This is a genomic window from Sorangiineae bacterium MSr11954 (assembly GCA_037157815.1).
Taxonomy (GTDB): domain Bacteria; phylum Myxococcota_A; class Polyangia; order Polyangiales; family Polyangiaceae; genus Pendulispora; species Pendulispora albinea.
Genome location: CP089984.1, coordinates 6,728,159 through 6,750,097, shown reverse-complemented (window position 1 = coordinate 6,750,097; position 21,939 = coordinate 6,728,159). Strand labels below are relative to the sequence as shown.

The following is a 21,939-nucleotide window of genomic DNA, read 5'->3' as shown; positions in this document are numbered from 1 at the left end:
AAAAAGGCGGCATGACTGATTCGCTCGTCATTGCCGGTCGCAGCTTTCGCAGTCGTCTGATCGTCGGCACGGGGAAGTACAAGAGCACCGAAGAAACCGAGCGCGCGCTCGACGCTTCGGGCGCCGAAATCATCACCGTGGCCCTGCGCCGCGTCGATCTCCACGACAAATCCAGCGGCTCGTTGATGTCGCTCCTCACGCGCCGCAAGGACTGGACGCTCCTACCGAACACCGCCGGCTGTTACACGGCCGACGAAGCGGTGCGCACCCTTCGCCTCGCGCGCGAGCTCGGCATCGCCAGCCTCGTCAAGCTCGAGGTCATCGGCGATCCCAAGACCTTGTACCCGGACAACGAGCAGACCCTGGAGGCCGCGCGTCTGCTCATCAAGGAGGGCTTCACCGTCCTTCCGTACTGCATCGACGATCCCATCGTATGCCGGAAGCTCGAAGATCTCGGGTGCGCGGCGGTGATGCCGCTCGCGGCGCCCATCGGCAGCGGCCTCGGGATCCGCAACCCGCACAACCTGGCGATCATCCTCGAACACGCCAAGGTCCCGGTCATCGTGGACGCGGGCGTGGGAACGGCCAGCGACGCATCCATCGCCATGGAGCTCGGCTGCCACGGCGTGTTGATGAACACCGCCATCGCGCACGCGAAAGATCCGGTGCTCATGGCCACCGCCATGAAGGAGGCGGTGAGCTCGGGCCGCAAGGCATTCCTCGCGGGCCGCATGCCGCGATCCCGCTACGCGAACGCGTCGAGCCCCACGCCGGGGCTCATCGAGTAATGCTGCGCGCGGCGTTGCTCTCCGTCACCCTCTCGTCCTTTGCGCTGGCCCCATTCCAGTGCGCGCACAAACCCGATCCCAATCTCCGCCGCGAGGACACCGCCGGCGACGCACTCTGGGCGCTCGCCGAAAACTTCCGCGCCCGCCACAACGACCTCGCCGCGCGCGAGACCCTCGCCTATTTGGTCGAAAAGTACCCGTCGAGCCGCTACACCTCGGCGGCCAAAGAGGAACTGGCGCGCCTCGACGGTCCCTCCGCACCTTCCGCTGCGACCCATGCCTCCGACGCATCCGCCCCGCCTCCCTGACGGGGACGGGCCGCGGGGGCTGGGCGCGCGCATCCTGCTCATCACCGATCCGTCGTACGAACCTGCGCACATCGATGCGACCATCGTCGCCGTCGGGCGTGCGCTTGCGGCGTATGGGGGGGCTGGGCGTGCGCATGTGGGCGATGGGCGTGCGCATGCGGGAGACGGGCGTGCGCATGCGGGCGATGGGCGTGCGCATGCGGGAGACGGGGGTGAGCGTGCGGGAGACGGGGGTGAGCGTGCGGGAGACGGGGGTGAGCGTGCGGGAGACGGGGGTGAGCGTGCGGGAGACGGGGGTGAGCGTGCGGCCGTTGCCGGCATTTTTGCGGTGCAGTTGCGCGACAAGGCTGCCGCGCCAGATGCGTTGCGGGCGCGTGCTCGCGAGCTGCGGGAGCTCACAGCGTCGTGTGGCGCTTCGTTGATCGTCAATGGCGATGCGGCGCTTGCGGCGGATGTCGACGCCGACGGCGTTCATGTTCCGGGGTTCACGCGCGATCGCGACGTTCTTACGCGCGCACGGGCCATCGTTGGACCGGCGCGATCGATCCATGTGCCGGTACACACGCGCGACGAAGTGGTGTTCGCAAGCGATGCGGGGGCCGATGCGCTCCTCGTGAGCCCTATTTTCGACAGCCCGGGCAAAGGGCCCGCGCGCGGTACAGGTGCTCTTGCAGAGGCGCGCGAGGTACTTCGCGCGTCACGCATTGCGCGCGCAACACGCATTTACGCGCTGGGCGGAGTCGATGCGTCGCACGTGTCGGCGTGCCATCGAGCTGGCGCGGATGGGGTCGCGATCATTCGCGCGCTCTTCGATGCGCCCGATCCGATCGCAACCGCCATGGCGCTCAGTTGCCCGTGGCTCACTGCGTCGAGATCGTACTCAAGCGAGCCATGAACGAACGAAAGCGGGCTCCCGTCTGTCGACAACGCGCCCGGTGAAGTACTAAAACGAACATCGAGATGGCGACGTACAACGAAACGCTGATGGGCACGACGACGGTCTTGAGCAAGCACGTAGAGCTCGATCGACCCATTCGCCCCGACGACGACATCACGAACGATCTGGGCCTCGACAGCCTCGCCGTGATGGAAGCCGTGGCGGACATCGAAGATTATTTCCAGATCAACATCCCCGAGGACATGCTTTCGCGAATCACCACGGTCGACGACGTCGCCCGCGCGCTCCTCGACCTTCAGAACGCGCAACCCGCGAAGTAGAGGGTACCGCGCGCCAAACGCGCAACTCGCGAAGTAGAGGTACCGCGCAACCCGCGAAGTAGTACCGCGCCGAAGCGCAACACGCGAAGCGATATCGCGCGCCGAAGCGCAACACGCGAAGCGATATCGCGCGCCGAAGCGCAACTGGCGAAGCGATATCGCGCGCCGAAGCGCAACTGGCGAAGCGATATCGCGCGCCGAAGCGCAACTGGCGAAGTGGCGGTAGCGCGTGCCGAAGCGCAACGCGCGAAGTAGAGGTGCCGCCCGCCGAAGCGCAATTTGCGAAGCGGTATCGCGCGCGAAGCGCAACGCACGAAGTAAAGGTACGGCGCGCCGAAGCGCAATTCACGAGGCGATATCGCGCGCCGAGCGCAAACCCGCGAAGTAGAGGTGCCGCCCGCCGAAGCGCAATTTGCGAAGCGGTATCGCGCGCGAAGCGCAACGCACGAAGTAAAGGTACGGCGCGCCGAAGCGCAATTCACGAGGCGATATCGCGCGCCGAGCGCAAACCCGCGAAGTAGAGGCACCGCACGCCGAAGCGCAATTTGCGAAGCGGTATCGCGCGCCGAAGCGCAACGCACGAAGTAGAGGTACCGCACGCCGAAGAGCAATTTGCGAGACGATATCGCACGCCGACCAGCGCAATTCGCCAAGCGATATCGCACGCCGAAGCGCAACTGGCGAAGTGGCGGTAGCGCGCGGAGCGCGCAATACCGTTATTGTACGCAGGAGCCCCGGTTATTGCACGTAAGCCCCGAAGGGCACTGCGCCTGATCGATGCAGACAGGATCGGTGGTGTTGTCCCACACATTGCCGGACCACACGTTTCCATTTCCATTTTTCCACCCCGCGACGGGGCCAGACACGCCACAATACGGGCTCAAGGTCCGGAGGAAGTGGTTGTTGACGTATTGGATGTTGGAGCCCGTCGGGTACGGCTTGCTATCGAGCGATCCGGCGTATGTGCAGTAGCGGCCCGTGGTGGCCATGCAATTGTCCTCGACCCGCACATTGGTGATGGCCGAATTGGTTCCATAGAATGAAACGGCGGACGAGCAACCACCCGTGACATCGGCGTCGCCGGCGCCCGCATCGCAAAGGAGTGTGTTGTGACGGAGGACGATGTTGTCGCTCCCATGCCCCGACGCCGCGGCTTTGTGCACCGCGTTGGTGGCTGCGTCGGTGTCGTGAACCCACGAATCTTCGATGACAACGTCCTTGGCGAGCCCCAATGCCGTTCGCGAGTGATGAATGTTGCACCGGCGGCAGGTGTAGCCGGCCGAGCCCACGAGCAAATGATCGTTGGGGTTCTTGCTCCCGTCGACCTCCACATCCTCGATCAGAATGCCGCTGTAGTCACCGAATCCCGTGCGGATCGCGCAGTCCACGCTCGCAAAGATGCGCGAGCGGCGGATCGTCACGTCGTTGGCGAGAATGGTCACGCAGCCGGTAATTTCTTTGTTCTCAATCACCGTTCCCGCCGTCCGAATCGTCATGGCGGTCATGGGCTGGAGCACCGTGCCCGGCGGCACGCCCGTGTTGCTGGCGCCCGGGCAGCTCGCGACAGGGGAGGGCCCCGCATCGGCGCGTCGACCTCCGTCCTCGGTGCCCGTGCCGCTGCAGGATGTGACAAAAAGAGCCATAGTGGCTGTCGATGAGACAAAGTGAGCAAGAAGAGGCATGGGCGGGCGAGCTCCGCATCGACGAAAATCGTCGAAATAAAGAGAAAAGTAGGAAAATGGAGAAGGCGGGCACGGATGACGGCCGCGGCATGGGACGATGCCACGTTGGCGCAAATTGACAAACCCAATCGATAGGCAGGCTTTGTATTTCGTCGACGGCGGCAATGTTTAGAAATTTGCGATCGGGCGGCGGAGGGCCGTAAAATCGAGGCAGGGGAGACGGGAGGAGGCCGTGAATGACGACCAAATCCCCGCACGACGCGCTCTTCAAAGCCGCGTTTGGCCGCTCCGACATCGCCCGGAGTGAATTGGAAACCGTGTTACCGCCCGCGTTGCGCGAGCGGCTCGATCTGAGGTCGCTCGAGTTGCAGCCAGGTTCGTTCGTCGACGAGGAGCTGGAGTCCACGCACTCCGATCTTCTGTACGAAACGCGCACCGTCTGCGACGTACCCGCGCTCGTTTACGTCTTGTTCGAGCACCAATCCTCATTCGATGCGCAAATCCCTTTTCGGCTTTTGCGCTATGCCGTTCGCGTATGGAACCGGTGGTTGGTGAAGCATCCGGGCAACGGGACCAAGCTGCCCATCCTCGTATCGGTGGTTTTGCACCACGGCGCCAAAGGCTGGCGCGGCCGCCCCGACTTCGCATCCGTGCTCGACGCCAATCCCGACACGATCGAAGCGACCCGCCCTTACGTGCCCCACTTCGACTTCGTCCTCGACGACCTCGCGTCGTTGCCGCTCGAAACCCTGGCCACGCGCACCTTGCACGTCTTGGGACGTCTCGTCCAAATCGCGTTCTGGACGTCCCGCTCCACGGAGCGCTTCGAACAGGCCATACCCTTGATGCGCGATCTGGCCGCATCGACCAAGCGAGACGCGAGCACCCGCGCTCTCTTGGTACAGCTCTACGTGTACTTGAACAGCGTCCTGCGCGATGTGGACGCGTCGGTCGTTTCCACTAAACTTATCGAGATCTCCGGGCCCGAAGGAAAAGAGGACGTCATGACCGCGGCCGAACAACTCATGAACATCGGATTTGCCAAAGGCGAGGAGAAGGGATTCGCCAAAGGCGAGGAGAAAGGATTCGCCAAAGGCGAGGCGGATGCCTGGCGGAGAGCCATCGAAAAGGCCCTCGCCGCGCGCAACGTGCCGCTCGGTACGGCCAGCCGCGCGCGCCTCCTCGCTTGCACCGATGTGCACGTCCTCGAACAGTGGCACGAGCGGGCGCTTACGGTCGCAACCGAAAACGACCTCTTCAATATCTAAACCCAAGTAAATATTGGAAAAACCTAGCCGAAACCCCGCCGAGCACGCCAGCAGCGCCGATGTGCGAAAGACTTGTTCCGGCTACGTACTGATCGTACGATCAGTGTTGGATGGGTGTAGCACGCCTTCAGGAGATTTTCGCCGATTTTGGCTCGAAGAGCGCAGAACTGGCGAGCCAACCCGACGCGATCCACGCGTTGGGTTGGCCCCATCTCGAAGCCCTGCTCCCCGACCGCGGCTTTCTACGGGGCACCGTGGTCGAGCTTGCATCTCCGAACATGCTCGGCGGGGGCATGCATGTGGCCCTCGCCGCGGTGCGGGCGGCGCTCTCGAAGGATGCGAACGCCTTCGTGGCGTGGCTCGACCCGTATGAGACGTTGTATGCGCCGGGGATCGCGCGGGTAGGGATCGATCTGGAGCGGCTCTTGGTGGTGCGGCCCGCGCCCTCCGACCTCGGGCGCATTGCGGTCAAAGTCGTGGGCTCGGGGGCGTTCGAGATGGTCGTGGTGGAGATGGCCCCGGTGCCAGGGGCTTCGGCGCCGGAGGCGCTGGTACCCCGGGGAGCGCGCAAGCGAAGACCGCTGCCGAACGAGGTGATGGTCCGCAAGCTCTCGCTCCTGGCGGCGAAAGAAGGAACGACGGTCGTCTTGCTGACCGATTCGAACATCCCGCGCAGCTTGCCGTGGCCGGTGGCGCTTCGCCTCGAGCTCGGTCGCCGGCCGAACGAGCTCTCCGTGCGCGTGGCCAAGGATCGCCGCGGCCGCATGGGACCTCTGCGCACGTGGATTCCTCTCGACGATTTAGGACGCAACCATGAACCTGCCCACCCACTCCCGCACCGAGAATAAGCGCTTCGCCGCCATGGCCTTCCCCCATCTGCGCGTCGCCATCGCGCGCGAGCGCGCGCCTGCGCGAGGTCCTTTGGCCGTGGTGATGGCGCAGCCTGGAAGCACCATCGAGGGCGAAAGCTCGCTCCTCGGCAACACGCGCATCGACGAGGTGTCGCCCGAGGCGCAGGCCCTCGGGATCCTGCCCGGCTTCACCATGGCCGCGGCGCGGGCGCGATCGTCGGAGCTCGCGGTGCGGGTGGTCTCGGCGCGCGCCGTCGAGAGGACCTTGGCGTGCGTGGCGGAGGCGATGCTGGCCCTCGGGAGGAGCACCGCGTTTTGCACCGCGGACGATATGGTGTTCGTCGACGTCACCGGCTGCGAGCATTTGCACGCCGGCCCGGGCGATCCCTCGGGCGCCCACACGTTGGCGGTGCGGCTTCGGGCGTGCGCCGCGTCGCTCGGGCATCCCTTCGTGCGGGTGGCCATCGCCCGCGGACCGCGCATGGCCGCGGCATTTGCACGGCACGCGCGTAGCTCGGAGAGCGATGCGCGTGCCGGCATGGCGCAGGTCGATCCCGATGATGAAGCCTTTGCGCGCCTTCCCATCACCGCGCTGGGGCTCGATGGCTCGCACCTCGATTGGCTCGGCAAATTGGGGCTCTCCACCATCGCGGATCTGCAAAAGCTGCCGCCCTCCGAGCTCGGCCCGCGCCTTCGGGATCGGGCCGTGATGGCGCTCTTGCGCGGCGAAGACGAGACCCCCCTCACGCCGTACGTGCCCCCTTCGCTGCCGGAGGAGTCGATCGAGCTCGAATATGGCATCGACTCGCACGAGTCGCTCCTCTTCGTGGCCAAGACCCTCTGCGATCGGCTGAGCGCCCGCCTCGCCGGACGCGCGCAGTGCATCGCCCGAACCGAGCTCGTTCTCGCCCTCGATCGCGCGCTCCTCCCCGAAGGAGAGCCCCCGCGCACCGTGCTCGCGTCGAACCTCTCGGCGCCCATTCGAACGTCGACCGAGCTGATGGCCGTGCTCCGCGCCCGCATCGAAGCCCACGCGCTCTCGGCCCCCGTTCTCGCCGTCACCTTGCGCGCCACCAAGCTCGTCGCCCACGAGCTCCGCGCGCGCGATCTGTTCACCCCCGAGGCCCGCGCCGCCATCCGCCTTCCACCGCTCGTCGCCGAGCTCGAGGCGGAGCTCGGAGAGCGCCAAGTCGGGATGCTCTGCCTCGAAAACCGCTGGAACCCCTCGCAGCGCATGCGCCTCGTCCCCTTTGCGAAGCGCCCGAAAGAACGAAGAGACCGGGAACGACGAGAAGAACCGGAACGACGAGGACCACGTCTCGAAACGGAGCGCCGAATCTCACGCGCCATCGAGCCGGGACGCTTTCTCCGCCAGCCGCTGCTCTATACGAGCCCGAACCCCGAGGCCCCCACGTTTTTCCTCGCGCGCAACGGCCTGGCCGAGTGGTGGCGAGGCCCCTCGCACGCCGCTTACGACGAGCTCGCCGTCTTCGATCCGGAGCTCGGCATGATCTGGCTCGTCCGCGACGCCCGAACGAAGCAGCTGTCCCTCTGGGGCTACATCGCCCATGTCTGACTCCACGCCCCCGGACATCGCCGCCCCGAACGCCGTCGTCCTCCCATTCCGCAAATCCCCCTCCAACCCCAGCCCCGCACCCGAAGCCACGACCGCGCCCCCCAAATCCCACTTCGTCGAGCTCTGGACGCGCACCAACTTCTCCTTCCTGATGGGCGCCTCCTCCCCCGAGACCCTCGTCGAGCGCGCCGCCAACCTGGGCTACGACACCCTCGGCATCGCCGATCGCGACGGCCTCTACGGCATCGTCCGCGCGCTCCAAGCCGGAGAGAAGCTCGGCGTTCGCATCGTCCTCGGCTGCGAGCTCACCGTCCTCGACGGCGCGTCATTTCACACCCTGCTCGTGGTGGTGCAAAACCATGCAGGATACACGAATCTTTGCCGCGTCCTGACCGACAGCCACGGCCGCCATCGCAAAGGAAAAGCGAACCCCTTTCGCCCCACGTCGCGGTGGGGCGAGCCGCTCCCCCGAAACCTCTACGCCGGCCTCCCGTTTTCGGCGATCGCCAATCACGCGGAGGGGCTCTGGGCGGTGGTCCACCCGGACTCGCCCCCGGCGCATGCTTCGATGGTCAAAGAGGCCTTCGGCGAACGGGCCAGCGTCGGACTCTACCGCCACCTCGACGGGGAAGACTTCGCGCGCACGCGCGACGCGGCGGCCCTCTCGGAGCAGTTCGACATGCCGCTCGTGGCGAGCAACCGCGTGCTCTTCGCCACCCCGCCCGACAAGCGAATCCTGGACGTCCTTCATTGCATCCGCGAAGGCTGCACCCTCGACCAAGCGGGTCGCGCGCTCATGCGCAACACCGAGGCGCACCTCAAGCCGGAGGCCTCGATGCGCGTCCTCTTCAAGGATCACCCCCAGGCCCTGGCCCGCGCGCGCGACATCGCCGACGCCTGCCGATTTTCGATGAAGGAGCTGAAGTACCAGTTCCCCGTGGGATCCTACGCGGCCAAGGGCGAGACGTGCAACGAGACCTTGCGGCGCCTCACGTACATCGGGGCCGAGGAGCGTTACGGGAAGAGTGTGCCCGAGGCCGTGCGCGAGCAAATCGAGAAGGAGCTCGCGCTCATCGAGAAGATCGATAAAGCGCCTTATTTCCTCAGCGTTCGGAGCATCGTCGAGATCGCGAAGGACAAAGACATCCTCTGCCAAGGCCGGGGGAGCGCGGCCAACAGCGCAGTTTGTTACTGCTTGGGCATCACGGCCGTCGATCCCTCGCGCTCGAACTTGCTCTTCGAGCGCTTCATTTCGGTCGAGCGGCACGAGCCCCCCGACATCGACGTCGACTTCGAGCACGAGCGGCGCGAAGAGGTCATTCAAGAGATTTATGCCACCTACGGTCGCGAGCGCGCGGCCATGGTGAGCGAGGTCATTTGTTATCGAGGCAAGTCGGCGTTGCGCGAGGTCGGCAAAGTGTTCGGCTTCTCCCTCGAGCAGGTGGATCGCCTGGCGGCGGTCGTCTCCTGGTGGGACAAAGTGAAGGAGGTGCGGGACGCCCGCCTCGCCGCCGTGGGCTTCGATCCCGACGATGGGCGCGTTCGTGCGGCGCTGGCGTGCGCGGTGGCCATTCAAGGCTTTCCCAGGCACCTGTCGATTCACGTGGGAGGATTCGTGCTCTCGGCCGAGCCCCTCGATGCCGTGGCGCCCGTGGAGCCCGCGACCATGAAGGATCGCACCATCATCCCGTGGGACAAAGACGATCTCGACACGCTCGGCTTCTTCAAGGTGGACGTGCTCGGCCTGGGGATGCTCACCGTGATTCGAAAGACGCTGGAGCTGGTGCAAGCGTGCGATCCGAGCGTCCGCGCGGAGAAGAAGGTCGAGCGACTGACCAAGATCCCCTCCGAAGATCCCCAGGTGTACGAGGCGCTCTGCCGCGCCGATACGGTCGGCGTCTTTCAAATCGAGAGCCGCGCGCAAATGGCCATGCTCCCGCGCCTGCGCCCGGAGGAATTTTACGATTTGGTGATCGAGGTGGCCATCGTGCGCCCGGGGCCCATCCAAGGGGGCATGGTGCACCCCTATTTGCGGCGGCGCAGCGGGGAGGAAAAAGCGACCATGCCGCACGCGTCGCTGGAGCCCATTTTGAAGCGAACCTTGGGGGTGCCGCTGTTTCAGGAGCAGGTGATGCAAATTGCCATCACCGGCGCGGGGTACACGGCGGGGCAGGCCGACGAGCTGCGGCGCGATATGGCGGCGTGGCGCCGGAGCGGGCGGCTCGAGCAGCATCGGGAGCGCCTCGCGCGCGGGTTCGCCGAGCACGGGATCGAGAAAGAGTTCGCCGAGCGGCTCTTTTCGCAGATCGAGGGCTTCGGCGAGTACGGATTTCCGGAGAGCCACGCCGCGAGCTTCGCGCTGCTCGTCTATGCCAGCGCATGGCTCAAGGTGCATCACCCGGCGCCGTTCGCCGCGGCGCTCATCAATAGCCAGCCCATGGGCTTTTATTCGCCCAGCACCATTTTGCAGGACGCCCAACGGCACGGCGTCACGGTGCTCCCCATCTCCATCGACGTCAGCCAGTGGGATTGCACGTTGGAAGCGGGCGCCATCCGCGCGGGGCTGCGGCTGGTGAAAGGGCTAGGGGAGAAGAGCTATGCGAGCATCGCCGAAGCGCGCTGCGCGAAGCCGTTCGAGAGCGTCGAAGACTTTGCGTCGCGCACGAGACTGACCCAGCGGGAGCTCGAGGTGGTGGCCGAGTCGGGGGCGCTCGCTCCCTTGGTGTCGCGCGAAGCCATGCGCCTGGCCCGAGGGCCGCGAAATGCGGACGCCTTCGCGGCGGGACGCGCCGTCCGCGAAGCGATGTGGATGGTCCGAGAGCCGCGGGGCATAGGCCTCTTCGAGGGAAAGCGCGCGGAAAGCGCCGACGCCGACGCCGACAATGCGAAAAATGCCGAAAGCGCGGAAAACGCCGAGAGCCCCCGCCCAGCGCGCCCTCTCCCCGCGTTTTCGCCCCTCACGCGCGCGGAGCAACTCACCTTGGACTACGAGCGAACGGGCTTTTCGGCGACCGATCACCCCATGAAGCTCCTTCGCCCCAAGTTGGCGCGGCAGAAGGTGCAAAGCTCGCGGGAGCTTTTGACCATACCCCCGGGTCAGCGGGTGAAGACGGCCGGGTATGTCATCTGTCGCCAGCGGCCGGGGACGGCGAGCGGGGTCGTCTTCATCACGATGGAGGACGAGTCGGGGTTCATCAATTTGGTCCTCTGGAATCGGATCTTCGATGCCTATCGGCAGATTGCTACGACGAGCCCGCTTCTTTTGGTTCGTGGAAAGCTCGAACGGGAGAAGGAGGTCGTGCACGTGATGGTCGAATCCATGGCGTCCCTCTCGCTGAGCCGCGAAGATGGCTCTATCCATTCGAAGCGCGCGTCTGCGCCGCGGGCAGGATCCTCCGAGGTGCTGCCCTTTCACGGCAAAAGCCGCGATTTTCATTAGGAGAGCCCCGACTTCGATGCGCCTACATCTTCTTCCGTTCCTCGCCCTCGCCGCCTGCTCCCACAACGCACCGCCTGCCTCCGGCGCCGGCGAGAGCTCGCTCACCGCGACCTCCACCGCGTCATCGGTGAAGGTCGCCTCCAAGCCCACCAAGCGACCGCTCGAGGAGCGCGTCTCCGAGCTGCACAAAGAGGCGCTCGCCTCGCGCGACGCCGTCGACTTCGTCCGCGCGATCACGCGGGACGTGGGGCACCGGCTCGCGGGATCGCCGAACGACGCCAAGGCGGTTCAGTGGGCGGAGAAGCGGCTCGTCGCGGGAGGGTTTACGTCGGTGCACCGCGAGAGCGTGATGGTGACGCGCTGGGAACGCGGCGCGGCATCGGGCTCCATCGTGAGCAAAGGAAAGCGCGCACCGCTCGATCTGCTGGCCCTCGGTCGCAGCGGGAGCACGCCGCCGGGCGGGATCGAGGCGCCCGTGGTGCGCGTGGAGACGCTGGCGGCGGCGGAGGCCCTCGGGCGCAAAGAGCTCGAGGGCAAGATCCTCTTTTTGGACGTCGCCATGCCGCGCGAGCGCGATGGCTCCGGCTACGCCCATGCGGCGCCGACGCGCTACCGCGGCTCGCAGGTGGCCCATGAGCGCGGCGCCGTGGCCATGATCGTCCGCTCGCTCTCGCCGAATCCGAGCGTGCCGCACACGGGGACGACCGGGCAGGTCGGGAGCGTGTCGGTGGCCGTTTCGGGGACGAGCGCAGACGCCTTGCGCGATACGTTGGCGCGCGATCCCAAGGCGAAGGTCCACCTGGAGAGCAGCGCCAAGACGCTCCCCGACGTCGAGTCGTTCAATGTGGTGGGCGACATTCGCGGCACCGAGCGGCCCGACGAGGTCGTGCTCTTGGGCGCGCACCTCGACTCATGGGACGTGGGCGAAGGCGCCTCCGACGACGGCGCGGGCTGCGCCATCGTGACCGAGGCCGCGCGCCTGGCAGCCAAATACGCGCCGCGGCGCACGATTCGCGTGGTCCTCTTTGCGTCGGAGGAGCTGGGCGGCGCGCCGGGAGCCACGGGCTACGCCAAAGCGCACGCTGCGGAGGCCGACAAATTCGTGGCGGCCATCGAGGCCGACGCGGGGGAAGGGCGCTCCCTCGGCTTCCGCGCCAACTCCGCGCCCGATCGCGTGCACGTGGTGCAGCGCCTCGAGAGCTTCCTCGCGCCCCTCGGCGTCGATCCCTCCCCCGGCGAAGCGCACCCCGGCGTGGACGTGGAGCCGCTCATGGAGAAGGGCGTCCCCATCCTTCAACTCCGCCAAGACATGAGCGCCTACTTCGACGTGCACCATACGAAGCTCGATGTCTTCGAGCGCATCGATCAAGCGTCGCTCACGCAGACCACCGCCGCCTACGCCGTCCTGGCCTACGCCACCGCCGAGCTCGACGAGACCTTGGGCCGCGCGCCGGTGAAGGCCCCGTCGCCGCACTGACGTTTGTACTCCTCGCCCCAGTCGCGCATGGCGAGGAGCATGGGCTCGGCGCTCCGGCCGAAGTCGGTGAGCTCGTACTCGACGCGCGGCGGCACCTGGGGAAACACCGTGCGCGTGACGAGGCCATCTTCCTCCAGCTCGCGGAGCTGCAAGGTGAGCATCCGCTGCGTGCAGTTGGGCACCTGCCGCCGCAGCTCGCCGAAGCGCTTCTTTCCCTTCAGCAGGTGAAAGAGGACGACGGCCTTCCAGCGGCCGCCGAGCAGCCCGAGCGTCACCTCCACGGCGCATCCGGTCGTTCGATCGTCCCCCCGCTTTTTTCGTCGCGCTTCGTTCACGTTGCTCCGCTCCGTCGACGGAAGAGGCCAGCTCGACCGTCATGGTACCTAATTGGGTACTACATACCAAAATTGTACGTACTTGTTCATTTTACTCTTAGCCCCGAGATCCGTCGGCGCAAGGAGACGAACATGAAAGCCTACGTAGTGCAGCCCAAGAGCGGAATCGACGGTCTCACCCTCATCGATCGGGCCACCCCGGCCCTCGGCCCCACGGACGTGCGCGTGCGCGTGCACGCGGTCTCGCTCAACTACCGCGATCTCATCATCGCGCGCGGCGTCACCAACCTCGCGAAGCCCATCGTCCCGGTGTCCGACGGCGCCGGAGAGGTCGTCGACGTCGGCAGCGCCGTGACCCGGTGGAAGAAGGGCGATCGCGTGGTCGCGTCGTTCTTTCCCACGTGGCAGAGCGGCCTGCTCTCCGACGCGCACCATGCGGCGGCCCTCGGAGGAGGGCAGGACGGTATGCTCGCGGAGGAGGTCGTGCTCCCCGAGTCCGCGTGGCTCGCGGTCCCGGAGCACCTCTCGTTCGACGAAGCGGCCACCCTACCGTGCGCCGGCGTCACGGCGCACAACGCGCTCTTCGAGTCGGCCTCCTTGCGCCCCGGCGATACCGTGCTCGTTCAAGGTACGGGTGGCGTGTCCATCTTCGCGCTCCAGTTGGCGAAGGCAGCGGGAGCGACTGTGGTGCTCACGTCCCAGAGCGCCGAGAAACGCGAGCGCGGAAAGCAGCTCGGGGCCGATCACGTCATCGACTACAAAGCCGATCCCACGTGGGGCGAGTCGGCGTTCGCGTGGACCGGAGGCCGCGGTGTCGACATCGCCGTGGAGGTGGGCGGGCCCGGGACCTTCAATCAATCGGTCGCATCGCTTCGCTATGGCGGGACCGTGAGCCTCATCGGCGTGCTCACGGGCATGGGCGGCGAGATCAACACGTCCGCGATCTTCCGCAAGGCTCTGCGCGTCGCCGGTATCTATGTCGGCTCGGTCGACATGTTCGAAACGTTCAACCGCGCGCTCTCCGCCTCGCGCATCAAGCCCATCATCGACCGCGTCTACGCCTTCGACCAGGCCAAGCAGGCCTACGAGCACCTCGCGAGCGCCAAGCACTTCGGCAAGGTGGTGATCCGCACCATTTAAGGAGGCGATCCTCCAGGGGCTACGCGCGAAATTTCCAGGTTCGGTCGAGCGAAGATCGAGAAATGACGTACTCGATGACGCCTCACCCCGCCGCCGGCAACGACAGGCTCGCGGTTCTTCTTGCCCACGGTGGCACCTTCGTCGCGTGGCTCCTTGCCCCGCTCATTGTCTACTTGGTCAAGAAGGACGACTCGAAATATGTGGAGTATCACGCACTTCAGTCATTGCTGTGGTCGCTTCTCGGGACGCTCCTCAGCTTGGCCACGTGCGGCCTTGCCATCCCCATCTTCATGATCTTTCACGGCATCGCCGTGTGGCGAACGCTCGAAGGCGTGGAGTACGACTACCCGCTGGTGGGCTCGTTCGCGCGCAAGGTGGTGTGCGGCGTTTAGCCGCATCGCACGTCATCGCATGGCGTGCGAGCGCGCGTGGACGAGCTTCGTGGTGTCGACCTGGAGGGCCACCAGCAAGGTAAAGAGCTTGCGGTACGTGGCGTGGTCCTCCGCCAGATCGGGCAGGGTGCGCCGGAGCTCGCGGGCGGCGGCGTCGTGCACCACCTTTTTGCCCATGTCGAGCGCCTCCAGCCGCCCGGTCTCGTGGGCCTCCAGGTCCATCTTCTTGATGATCTGCAAATATTCGCGGAGCACCACCTCCGTGACCGAGTGCGAAACGACGACCGACGCGCGCACCTCGCCCTCTTCGTCGAGGAACTCGATCGACGTCGTCTCTTCCTTCGGGGTGACCAGAAGGTAGTAGCCCGCGTACTTGGGCGACAGGCGCGCATCGTGCAAAAGGTCCTCGATGGTGGCCCGCCACTCGGCCCGCCGCAGAAAGCTGGCGCGCTCCCAGAGGTCCTCCGGAACCCGGATATCGCGAATGGTCGTCAATTTCGCTCCACCAGCGCCAGGCGGATCCCGAGCGCGACGAAGATGGCACCGGTGACGCGATCCAAAATGCCCTGCCAGCGGCGGTGCGTACCGCGCGCGGAGAACCAGTGGCGCGCCGAACCCGAAAGCCAACCGACCATGGCGTTCACCAGGGTCCCGGAAATGCAAAACATGGTCCCTAGAATGGCGAACTGCGCGGCGATATGTCCACGGGACGCATCGACGAACTGAGGAACGAAGGCGAGAAAGAAGATCGCGACCTTGGGGTTGAGCACATTGGTGATCACCCCCCGCGCAAACGTCTGCGAGAGGGTCGAGGGCGCCGGACGCGATCCGTGCAGCTCGAGCACACTCGATTCGAGCGCGCGCCCGCCGCCTCTGGCGAGGAGCGCCTTGCCTCCGACGAACACGAGGTACGCTGCGCCCAGGTATTTCACGACCGCGAAGGCATTGGCCGACGAGACAATCAGCGCCGACAACCCCACCGCCGCGAGCGCGGTATGAACGAGCCCACCGACTCCAATCCCCGCTGCGGCCGCGACGCCGTTGGGGCGGCCGCCCTTCACGCCGGAGGCGAGGACATAGAGCATGTCCGGCCCAGGTGTCAGGTTCAACGCGAGCCCGGTGAGGATGAAAAGCGCGAAAAGGTGAGGGTCGACCATCTCTAGTGTAGTCAGCATCGCATATTTTTTTCGGAGGGACAGCTTGCGAGGGGGGAAGCCACATCGAACGTTAAATGAAGATGCCTTTCCGCGACGACCTCTCGGCCTTGGAGACACGCCGCGCATCGCTCGAACGCGAGCTTGCGGGCATTCGCGAACGCAAGCGCGAGCTTGCGGAGCTCGATGAACGCGAGAAGCAGCTCGAACGGGAGCTTCAGGAGGCAGCTGCCGTTTTGGGATCGATGCCCGGCGCCAACCCGCCGCCGGCGGCGAGCCTCCTCGATAACGTTCGCGTCGCCAGCCCGTGCGATGCGTCGTGGGACGAAATGGAGGGAAACGGGCGCGTCCGATACTGCCTTCGCTGCGAGAAGAACGTCTACAACGTGTCGGGCATGCCACGGGAGGAGGCCGAAGAGCTTTTGCGTTCGCGCGGAGAGCTCTGCGTCCGTCTCTACCGGCGCACCGACGACACCGTGCTCACCACCGACTGTCCCGTGGGCGTGGAAGCGCGGCGCTCGAAGAACCGGAGGCTTGCGCTGGCCGCCATCGGCGGGAGCCTCATTGCCACGGGCGCCGGCGCATTCGCCGCGGCCGAGGGCAACGCGGGGGCGTGCAGGCGCATGGGCGGGACGGGCTACCCCGCCATGGAGCAAGGCTTCGAATACCTCACGCCCGACGACTTTCCATCCATCGAGGAAGGGGTGGTGGTCGGCCGTCTCGCGGGGAGCACGGCGCCGTCGGACGACGTGCTCGACTCGACCAAACTGAGCAACGCGTCCCCGTCGAGCCATTCGGCCCAAACGAGCAGCTCGAGCCAAACGAGCAACGCGTCCTCATCGAGCAGCTCGAGCCAAACGAGCAACGCGTCCTCATCGAGCAACGCGGCACCCACGTCCCCCAAGGCGCAGACGTCCCCCGTCTGGAAAGAGCCTTTGCGCGAACGCTACCGCGGGCGCATCATCAAGTGAGCTAATCCGCTACTCTTGGTGCATGCCGGAACTTCCCGACGTCGAGATGGCTCGACGCGATCTCCAACGATGGCTCCGCGGCGCCGAGATCACCGCGGCCCAATCGACGGACCGTTACATCGCACGCGGCTCGCCGCCCGGCTTCAAGCGAAGCCTCATGGGCCGCACCGTAAAAAAGGTGAGCCGGCGCGGCAAGTGGCTGCGCATCGAGCTCGATGACGGCGCCTACGGCCGCCTCTTCTCGCACCTGGGCATGACCGGAAGCTGGACCCGCGTCGAGCTGGGCGCACCCACGCAGCGTTGGGAGCGCGCGCGGTTCGACCTGACCCATCGCGGGCGCACGTCGAGTGTGCGCTACATCGACTCGCGCCGCTTCGGGCGCTTGGTGCTCGCGCGCGAAGACATCGAGGAATGGACGTCGCTCGGCCCCGATCCGCTGGTCGATGGCATCGACGAATCGGCGCTCTTCGCGTCGCTCGCCCGGCGCCGCCAAGCCATCAAAGACGTGCTGATGGATCAATCCATCCTGGCGGGCATCGGCAACATCTTGGTCACCGAGGCGCTCTGGCTCGCCAAGGTGGACCCACGCTCACCGGGCGACGCGCTCACCCGCGACGACGTGAGCGCCGTGGCCCAAGGGCTACGCGCCGCTTTGGAGCAAGAGCTGGGCGAGCGGGCGCGCGGCCAGCCCGACGTCTTCTCCGTCTACGGCCACGCCGGCAAACCTTGTCCGCGCTGCACCACCCCCTTCGTCCGCATCGTCCTCGGCGGCCGAGGCACCACGTTCTGCGTGCAGTGCCAGCCGCGCAGGGATGCGGTGGTGCGCAAAAAGCGTTGAGCCCTACTCGGCCCAGAGGGCGCTGAGCGGAAGGTCGATGGAGTCGAACGGCTCCGCGCGTACTTCGGCCTCGTACGTGTCGAGCAAAACCCACGTTTCGCGCTCGAGCCGGTAAACTTCGAGGAGCTCTAGCTTCGGGCTCAAAAGCCAGAGATGCCCCACGCCTTCACGGCGGTAGATGCGCATCTTCTTGCCGCGATCGAGCTGCACGGTGCTGTCGGAAAGGATCTCGCACACCCAGTCCGGGCGAATGCGAATGCCGGCCGGCGCGCCCTCGTCGAAGACGGTGCTTGGAAGCCGGTCGCGGTGCCAGCCCGCGAGATCGGGGACGACCTTGTCGGGTTTGGGGCCAAGGTGGAGCTCCGGCTCCACCAACATGACCCAACCCCCAGGACCATCGATGCCCGCGTCGAAAGACCTACCGAGCAGCGAGACGAGTCGCGTTTTGGTGCGCGCATGCCGCGGACGGGGTCGCGGCGACGTATAAAGCTGTCCGTCGAGGAGCTCCGCGACGACCTCGGGAGGCGCCGCCTCGAACGCGGCCTCGACCTCCGGATCGTTCGGAGCCGTGGGATCGAAGACCGGCCGCGCGGTGTTCATGCCAAAACATTAACACACGCCGCCCACCCGCGCACCGAACGGCCCGGCGCCGCTTCTTCAGTCCTGTTCCATCGGCCCCAAGTCCTCGCCGGAGAGCACGAAGAACGCCTCGCCGTAGGTCTTGAGGAGCTCGAGGGCCGTGTCCATGTCCTCTTGCGTGTGGCCGCGCGTGATGTTCACGCGCAGCCGCTCTTCGCCGAGCTTTACGCCGGGGTAGGTGATGGGCACCATCATCACGCCGCACTCGAAGAGGGCGATGTGCATGAACAGCGTCTTGCGCTCGTCGCGGCACATGACCGGCATGATGTGCGTGTTGCTGGCGCCGAGATCGAACCCCGCGCCGAGCAGCTTGGAGCGCATGTAGTCGGCTTTTTGATGCAGCTCGGTCACCAAGGCGGGACCGTCTTCCTCCAGCATGTCCAGGATGGTGCTGGCCGCCGCCACGATGGGGACGGGGAGCGCGGCGCTGAAGAGGAAGGCGCGCGCGGTGTGCTTCACGTGCTCCACCACCTCGCCGCTCGCGAGGAGCACCCCGCCGATGCCGCCGAAGGTCTTCGAGAAGGTCGAGACGACGATGGGCACCTTGCCCTCGAGCCCCATCTCCTCGAGGATGCCGGTGCCGCGCGTGCCCAAGGTGCCGGTGCCGTGCGCGTCGTCGACGATGAGCGGCGCGTCGTAGCGGTCGCAGATCTCGATGAACTCTTTGAGGTGCGCCCGGTCGCCGTCGAGCGAATAGATGCCCTCGACGATGACCAGCGCGTTCTTGCGCTCGCGCGTCTTCAGGATGCGCTCGAGGCTCCTGGCGGAGTTGTGGTTGAAGAACCGGATTTCACAGCCGCGCCCGGGCACCCCCGCCGCGAGGAAGCTCCCGTCCAGGATGCACGCGTGCGAGAAGCTGTCGAGGATGAGCGTGGTGTCCTTGTCGGCCAAGGCGACGATGGCGCCCACCATCGCTTGGTAGCCGGTGGTGGACACCAGGCAGCTCTCGAAGCCGAACCACTTGGCGAGGCGCTTCTCCAGGAGCGCGTGCTCGACGGTGGTGGCTTGGATGCGCGAGCTCGACAGACCGCACGCGTACGTGTCGACCGCTTTGCGCGCAGCTTCCTTCACCCTCGGGTGGTTCGTCAGCCCGAGGTAATCGTTCGAGCTGAAATTGATGAGAGGTCGTCCGTCGATGGACGCTCGAATGCCGCCCGCTTCGAACTCGCGATAAAACGGATAAACCTGTTTCTCGCGCGCTTCACGGATGCGGGCCAATTCGGCGTGTGCTTTATCGTCTATCCAGCTCACACGCCGGTAATTGCCACGGTTCTCCGGCTTTCGCCAGGGGGCAATGCGTGCGTAATCGTTTACCCGTGCGTCGCGCGTTTCTTACACGCGTGGCGCGCGCATCACCACCGCCGAAGCGTTGCCGTAATAGCCAATCGACGTGACCAGCACGGTGCGCACGTCGCGCACGTCGCGCGGTGCGCGGCCCGCGACGATGGGGGAGGGGTGCGCGCCCGCGAAACAGGCGAGCGCGGCGGCCATGCCCATCGCGCCCCCGGCGCCCAAGGTCTCGCCCAGCACCGATTTGGGCGCGGCGATGGGCGCGTCGCCGAGGACCCGCGAAATGGCCGCGATCTCCGCGTCGTCGTGGGGCTTGATGCCCGACACGCCGCTCACGACCAAGTCGACCGCCGAGGCCTCCACGTCGGCGTCCGCGATGGCGGTGCGGATGGCGCTCTCCATCGCCTCGGCGGAGGCGAAGATCAGCTCCTCACCCTCGGGCGCGTGGAAGGCCGTGCCGTAGCCGATGACCTCCGCGCGAATGGTCGCCTTGCGCGCGAGCGCGTGCTCCATCGGCTCCAGCATCACCAGCGCGGCGCCCTCGCCGAGCCGCGTGCCCTTGCCGATGGCCCCCAGGCGGCGAAACGCCAGATAGAGCGCCTCGCTCATGGCCTCGGCGCCGCCCACCAGCAGAGCGTCCGCCCGGCGCGTCTCCAAGTAGATGTCGGCGCACGCGACCGCGTCGAGCGCGCCGCAGTTGCCGTCGGAGACCGAGACATTGAGCGCGCGAAGGTCTTCCCAGATGCTCGCGTAGCCGCTGGCGCTGTTGCTCACCGTGTTGGGGAACTTGGCGGGGTTGATGTAGCGGGCGTCCTCGAGCTGCGCGACCCGATCGAGCTCGGTGATCGCCTCCAGGCTGCCGTACGCGTTGGAGCAGCAGATGCCCACCCGCTCGGGCGACGATTGCACGTACACCCCGTCGCGTTTGAAGCCGCTGTCGTGCATGCCCAGGCGCGCGGCCACGACCAAGAGCTTGGTCAGCCGGTCGAGCGTGCGCAGACCCTTGTCGCCCAGGTACTTCGTGGGATCGAAGCCCGGGACTTCGTAGACGGTGTTCTGCGCGTTCGGGTAGGCCGCGGCATCGAACGACTCGAGGGGCCGGGGCGGGGCGTTGGCGAGCGGCGCCGCCTCCGACAAGGCGCCGAAGAGCGGCTCGGTGCCCACCCCGACCGCCGAAACGACCCCCAGCCCGGTGATGGCGCGCGGCTTCAACGTGTTACTCCTGCTTCTCCTGGGTGGCCTACGAGGCGTGCGCGAGCGACGGCTGCTGCTCGCGGGGATCGCGCGGATCGCACATGGGCGGTTCGGGGAGCACCCCGGGGCGCGCGAAGCAGGTGACCGCGTTGTAGCCGCCGAAGGCGAGCGAGTTGTTGAGCACCACGTCGGCGCGGCCGCGGCGGGCCACGTTGGCGACCAGCTCCACGTCGCACTCGGGATCGGGGGTCTCGTAGCCGAGGGTCGGCGGGTAGATCCCGCTCTCGAGGGTGAACACGCAGGCGATGGCCTCGAGCGCGCTCGCCGCGCCCATGCAGTGGCCGATCATGCTCTTGACGCTGGAGATCGGCACCCGCCGCTCGCCGAAGACGTCGTTCATCACCTTGGCCTCGGCGGTGTCGTTGGCGCGCGTGCCCGTGCCGTGCGCGTTGACGAAGTTCACGTCGTTGGCCGTGAGCCCCGAGCGCGCGATGGCCGCGCGCATGGCCGCGATGCTGCCGGCCGCCTCCGGGTGCGGACGCGTGATGTGGTAGGCGTCGCACGAGAGGCCGTAGCCGCCGACCTCCGCCTGCGCGCGCGCGCCGCGGCGCACGGCGTGGGCCTCGGACTCGAGGACGATGACGCCCGCGCCCTCGCCCAAGATGAGACCCTGGCGGTTCAAATCGAAGGGCTGACAACGATCTTGCGCCATGGCCGCGAGGCGCACGAAGCCGCTGTATTGCAGCTCCTGAACGATCTCCGCCGCGCCGCAGATGACCACGTCGGCCCTCCCTGCGCGGATCAAATCGGCGCCGAAGCCGATGGCGTAATTTCCGGCCGCGCATGCCGCCGGCAAGGTGAGCACCATGCCCTGCGCGCCGATGGCGCGGGCCACGTGAATGGGCAGCAGGGTGGAGCCGTACTTGGGGAGCAGCGCGCGCTTGACGGCCTGCGGGCCCCGGTGAATCCAGCGGTGATCGAGATCGGCGATGATGTTCGCCTCGCCCATCGTCGTTCCGAGAACGACGGCCGTGCGACCGCCTTTGAGCTTGTCCTCGCCGACATTGGCGTCGCGGATGGCCATGCGGGCGGCGGCGAGGGTCATCGCCGAGCAGCGACCGGTGCGCCGAAGCTCGGCCTGGGTCAAATGGTCTTTGGCCCGGAACTGCTTGACTTCACCGGCATATTGACGGCCGAGCCCGCTGGCATCGAAGGATTCGACGGGCGAAATGCCGCTCCGCCCGATCTCCAGCGATTGAAAGAACTCGTCTTTCCCGAGGCCGATCGAGCTGACCACCCCGACGCCGGTGATGAAAACCCGCGGGACACCACCACCAGGGTTTAACCTGGCTGGCTCCACTTGGGGTAGGTTCAAGGGT

Annotated in this window: 21 protein-coding genes; 13 read left to right on the top strand and 8 right to left on the bottom strand. The window is 66.5% G+C overall.

Annotation, left to right across the window (positions count from 1 at the left end; genetic code table 11):
• The first annotated feature begins 11 nt into the window (after positions 1–11).
• The 4 genes from LZC94_26025 (at position 12) to LZC94_26010 (ending at position 2,314) form a co-directional block, all read left to right on the top strand.
• Positions 12–788, top strand: coding sequence for a thiazole synthase (locus LZC94_26025; GenBank protein WXB11318.1), 777 nt, complete (start codon positions 12–14; stop codon positions 786–788).
• The gene (locus LZC94_26020; GenBank protein WXB11317.1) at positions 788–1,096 is read left to right on the top strand and encodes a hypothetical protein; all 309 of its coding nucleotides are present in this window, start codon (positions 788–790) and stop codon (positions 1,094–1,096) included. Before LZC94_26025 ends, LZC94_26020 begins: the two co-directional genes overlap by 1 nt.
• A gap of 74 nt (positions 1,097–1,170) precedes the next feature.
• On the top strand, positions 1,171–1,518 hold the full coding sequence (locus tag LZC94_26015) for a hypothetical protein (protein ID WXB11316.1): 348 nt from the start codon (positions 1,171–1,173) through the stop codon (positions 1,516–1,518).
• A gap of 562 nt (positions 1,519–2,080) precedes the next feature.
• Positions 2,081–2,314, top strand: coding sequence for a phosphopantetheine-binding protein (locus LZC94_26010; protein ID WXB11315.1), 234 nt, complete (start codon positions 2,081–2,083; stop codon positions 2,312–2,314).
• Positions 2,315–3,030: 716 nt separating this feature from the next.
• On the opposite strand, the gene LZC94_26005 is transcribed toward LZC94_26010, so the two are convergent.
• A complete protein-coding gene (locus LZC94_26005; GenBank protein WXB11314.1) occupies positions 3,031–3,957 on the bottom strand; it encodes a hypothetical protein in 927 nt (308 codons plus the stop codon).
• Between the two features lie 275 nt (positions 3,958–4,232).
• Here LZC94_26005 and LZC94_26000 point away from each other — a divergent pair, with 275 nt between their 5' ends.
• The 5 genes from LZC94_26000 (at position 4,233) to LZC94_25980 (ending at position 12,607) form a co-directional block, all read left to right on the top strand.
• Entirely contained in the window at positions 4,233–5,264 is a 1,032-nt protein-coding gene (locus LZC94_26000) for an Rpn family recombination-promoting nuclease/putative transposase (GenBank protein ID WXB11313.1), read from the top strand.
• Positions 5,265–5,374: 110 nt separating this feature from the next.
• Positions 5,375–6,112 carry a recombinase A gene (locus tag LZC94_25995; protein WXB11312.1) on the top strand — a complete coding sequence of 246 codons (738 nt, stop codon included), beginning with the start codon at positions 5,375–5,377 and terminating at the stop codon, positions 6,110–6,112.
• Positions 6,078–7,691, top strand: coding sequence for a DNA polymerase Y family protein (locus LZC94_25990; protein ID WXB11311.1), 1,614 nt, complete (start codon positions 6,078–6,080; stop codon positions 7,689–7,691). The genes LZC94_25995 and LZC94_25990 overlap by 35 nt, the downstream gene beginning before the upstream one ends.
• Positions 7,684–11,130, top strand: coding sequence for an error-prone DNA polymerase (locus LZC94_25985; protein ID WXB11310.1), 3,447 nt, complete (start codon positions 7,684–7,686; stop codon positions 11,128–11,130). Before LZC94_25990 ends, LZC94_25985 begins: the two co-directional genes overlap by 8 nt.
• A 16-nt stretch (positions 11,131–11,146) precedes the next feature.
• Positions 11,147–12,607 (top strand): M20/M25/M40 family metallo-hydrolase, encoded by a 1,461-nt coding sequence (locus tag LZC94_25980; protein WXB11309.1) that lies wholly within the window; start codon positions 11,147–11,149, stop codon positions 12,605–12,607.
• Here LZC94_25980 and LZC94_25975 read toward each other — a convergent pair.
• Positions 12,541–12,942: a helix-turn-helix transcriptional regulator gene (locus LZC94_25975; GenBank protein WXB11308.1), complete on the bottom strand. Its 402-nt coding sequence runs from the start codon at positions 12,940–12,942 to the stop codon at positions 12,541–12,543. The genes LZC94_25980 and LZC94_25975 overlap by 67 nt on opposite strands.
• 132 nt (positions 12,943–13,074) lie before the next feature.
• Here LZC94_25975 and LZC94_25970 point away from each other — a divergent pair, with 132 nt between their 5' ends.
• On the top strand, positions 13,075–14,082 hold the full coding sequence (locus LZC94_25970) for an NAD(P)-dependent alcohol dehydrogenase (protein ID WXB11307.1): 1,008 nt from the start codon (positions 13,075–13,077) through the stop codon (positions 14,080–14,082).
• A gap of 74 nt (positions 14,083–14,156) precedes the next feature.
• Positions 14,157–14,474, top strand: coding sequence for a DUF4870 domain-containing protein (locus LZC94_25965; protein WXB11306.1), 318 nt, complete (start codon positions 14,157–14,159; stop codon positions 14,472–14,474).
• A 12-nt stretch (positions 14,475–14,486) separates the two neighbouring features.
• Here the strand turns inward: LZC94_25965 and LZC94_25960 are convergent, their stop codons facing one another.
• Positions 14,487–14,969: a UPF0262 family protein gene (locus tag LZC94_25960; GenBank protein ID WXB11305.1), complete on the bottom strand. Its 483-nt coding sequence runs from the start codon at positions 14,967–14,969 to the stop codon at positions 14,487–14,489.
• On the bottom strand, positions 14,966–15,649 hold the full coding sequence (locus tag LZC94_25955) for a LysE family translocator (GenBank protein ID WXB11304.1): 684 nt from the start codon (positions 15,647–15,649) through the stop codon (positions 14,966–14,968). Before LZC94_25955 ends, LZC94_25960 begins: the two co-directional genes overlap by 4 nt.
• 56 nt (positions 15,650–15,705) lie before the next feature.
• Here LZC94_25955 and LZC94_25950 point away from each other — a divergent pair, with 56 nt between their 5' ends.
• Together LZC94_25950 and LZC94_25945 are read left to right on the top strand one after the other, a co-directional pair.
• Entirely contained in the window at positions 15,706–16,599 is an 894-nt protein-coding gene (locus LZC94_25950; GenBank protein ID WXB11303.1) for a hypothetical protein, read from the top strand.
• 22 nt (positions 16,600–16,621) lie between these two features.
• Complete coding sequence (locus LZC94_25945; GenBank protein ID WXB11302.1) at positions 16,622–17,437, top strand: hypothetical protein; 816 nt, start codon at positions 16,622–16,624, stop codon at positions 17,435–17,437.
• A 3-nt stretch (positions 17,438–17,440) separates the two neighbouring features.
• Here the strand turns inward: LZC94_25945 and LZC94_25940 are convergent, their stop codons facing one another.
• The 4 genes from LZC94_25940 to LZC94_25925 all read right to left on the bottom strand — a co-directional run bounded on the left by LZC94_25940 (position 17,441) and on the right by LZC94_25925 (position 21,857).
• Positions 17,441–18,037: a Uma2 family endonuclease gene (locus LZC94_25940; protein ID WXB11301.1), complete on the bottom strand. Its 597-nt coding sequence runs from the start codon at positions 18,035–18,037 to the stop codon at positions 17,441–17,443.
• 57 nt (positions 18,038–18,094) lie between these two features.
• A complete protein-coding gene (locus LZC94_25935) occupies positions 18,095–19,294 on the bottom strand; it encodes a pyridoxal phosphate-dependent aminotransferase family protein (protein WXB11300.1) in 1,200 nt (399 codons plus the stop codon).
• A 114-nt stretch (positions 19,295–19,408) separates the two neighbouring features.
• Positions 19,409–20,578, bottom strand: coding sequence for a hypothetical protein (locus tag LZC94_25930; GenBank protein WXB11299.1), 1,170 nt, complete (start codon positions 20,576–20,578; stop codon positions 19,409–19,411).
• A gap of 28 nt (positions 20,579–20,606) precedes the next feature.
• Positions 20,607–21,857, bottom strand: a complete 1,251-nt coding sequence (locus LZC94_25925; protein ID WXB11298.1) for a beta-ketoacyl-[acyl-carrier-protein] synthase family protein — start codon at positions 21,855–21,857, stop codon at positions 20,607–20,609.
• Positions 21,858–21,939 lie beyond the last annotated feature (82 nt).

Coding starts and splice junctions, on each gene's coding strand:
- LZC94_26025 (WXB11318.1), top strand. CDS start 12: ATGACTGATTCGCTCGTCATTGCCGGTCGCAGCTTTCGCAGTCGTCTG.
- LZC94_26020 (WXB11317.1), top strand. CDS start 788: ATGCTGCGCGCGGCGTTGCTCTCCGTCACCCTCTCGTCCTTTGCGCTG.
- LZC94_26015 (WXB11316.1), top strand. CDS start 1,171: ATGCGACCATCGTCGCCGTCGGGCGTGCGCTTGCGGCGTATGGGGGGG.
- LZC94_26010 (WXB11315.1), top strand. CDS start 2,081: ATGGGCACGACGACGGTCTTGAGCAAGCACGTAGAGCTCGATCGACCC.
- LZC94_26005 (WXB11314.1), bottom strand. CDS start 3,957: ATGGCTCTTTTTGTCACATCCTGCAGCGGCACGGGCACCGAGGACGGA.
- LZC94_26000 (WXB11313.1), top strand. CDS start 4,233: ATGACGACCAAATCCCCGCACGACGCGCTCTTCAAAGCCGCGTTTGGC.
- LZC94_25995 (WXB11312.1), top strand. CDS start 5,375: ATGGGTGTAGCACGCCTTCAGGAGATTTTCGCCGATTTTGGCTCGAAG.
- LZC94_25990 (WXB11311.1), top strand. CDS start 6,078: ATGAACCTGCCCACCCACTCCCGCACCGAGAATAAGCGCTTCGCCGCC.
- LZC94_25985 (WXB11310.1), top strand. CDS start 7,684: ATGTCTGACTCCACGCCCCCGGACATCGCCGCCCCGAACGCCGTCGTC.
- LZC94_25980 (WXB11309.1), top strand. CDS start 11,147: ATGCGCCTACATCTTCTTCCGTTCCTCGCCCTCGCCGCCTGCTCCCAC.
- LZC94_25970 (WXB11307.1), top strand. CDS start 13,075: ATGAAAGCCTACGTAGTGCAGCCCAAGAGCGGAATCGACGGTCTCACC.
- LZC94_25965 (WXB11306.1), top strand. CDS start 14,157: ATGACGCCTCACCCCGCCGCCGGCAACGACAGGCTCGCGGTTCTTCTT.
- LZC94_25955 (WXB11304.1), bottom strand. CDS start 15,649: ATGCTGACTACACTAGAGATGGTCGACCCTCACCTTTTCGCGCTTTTC.
- LZC94_25950 (WXB11303.1), top strand. CDS start 15,706: ATGAAGATGCCTTTCCGCGACGACCTCTCGGCCTTGGAGACACGCCGC.
- LZC94_25945 (WXB11302.1), top strand. CDS start 16,622: ATGCCGGAACTTCCCGACGTCGAGATGGCTCGACGCGATCTCCAACGA.
- LZC94_25940 (WXB11301.1), bottom strand. CDS start 18,037: ATGAACACCGCGCGGCCGGTCTTCGATCCCACGGCTCCGAACGATCCG.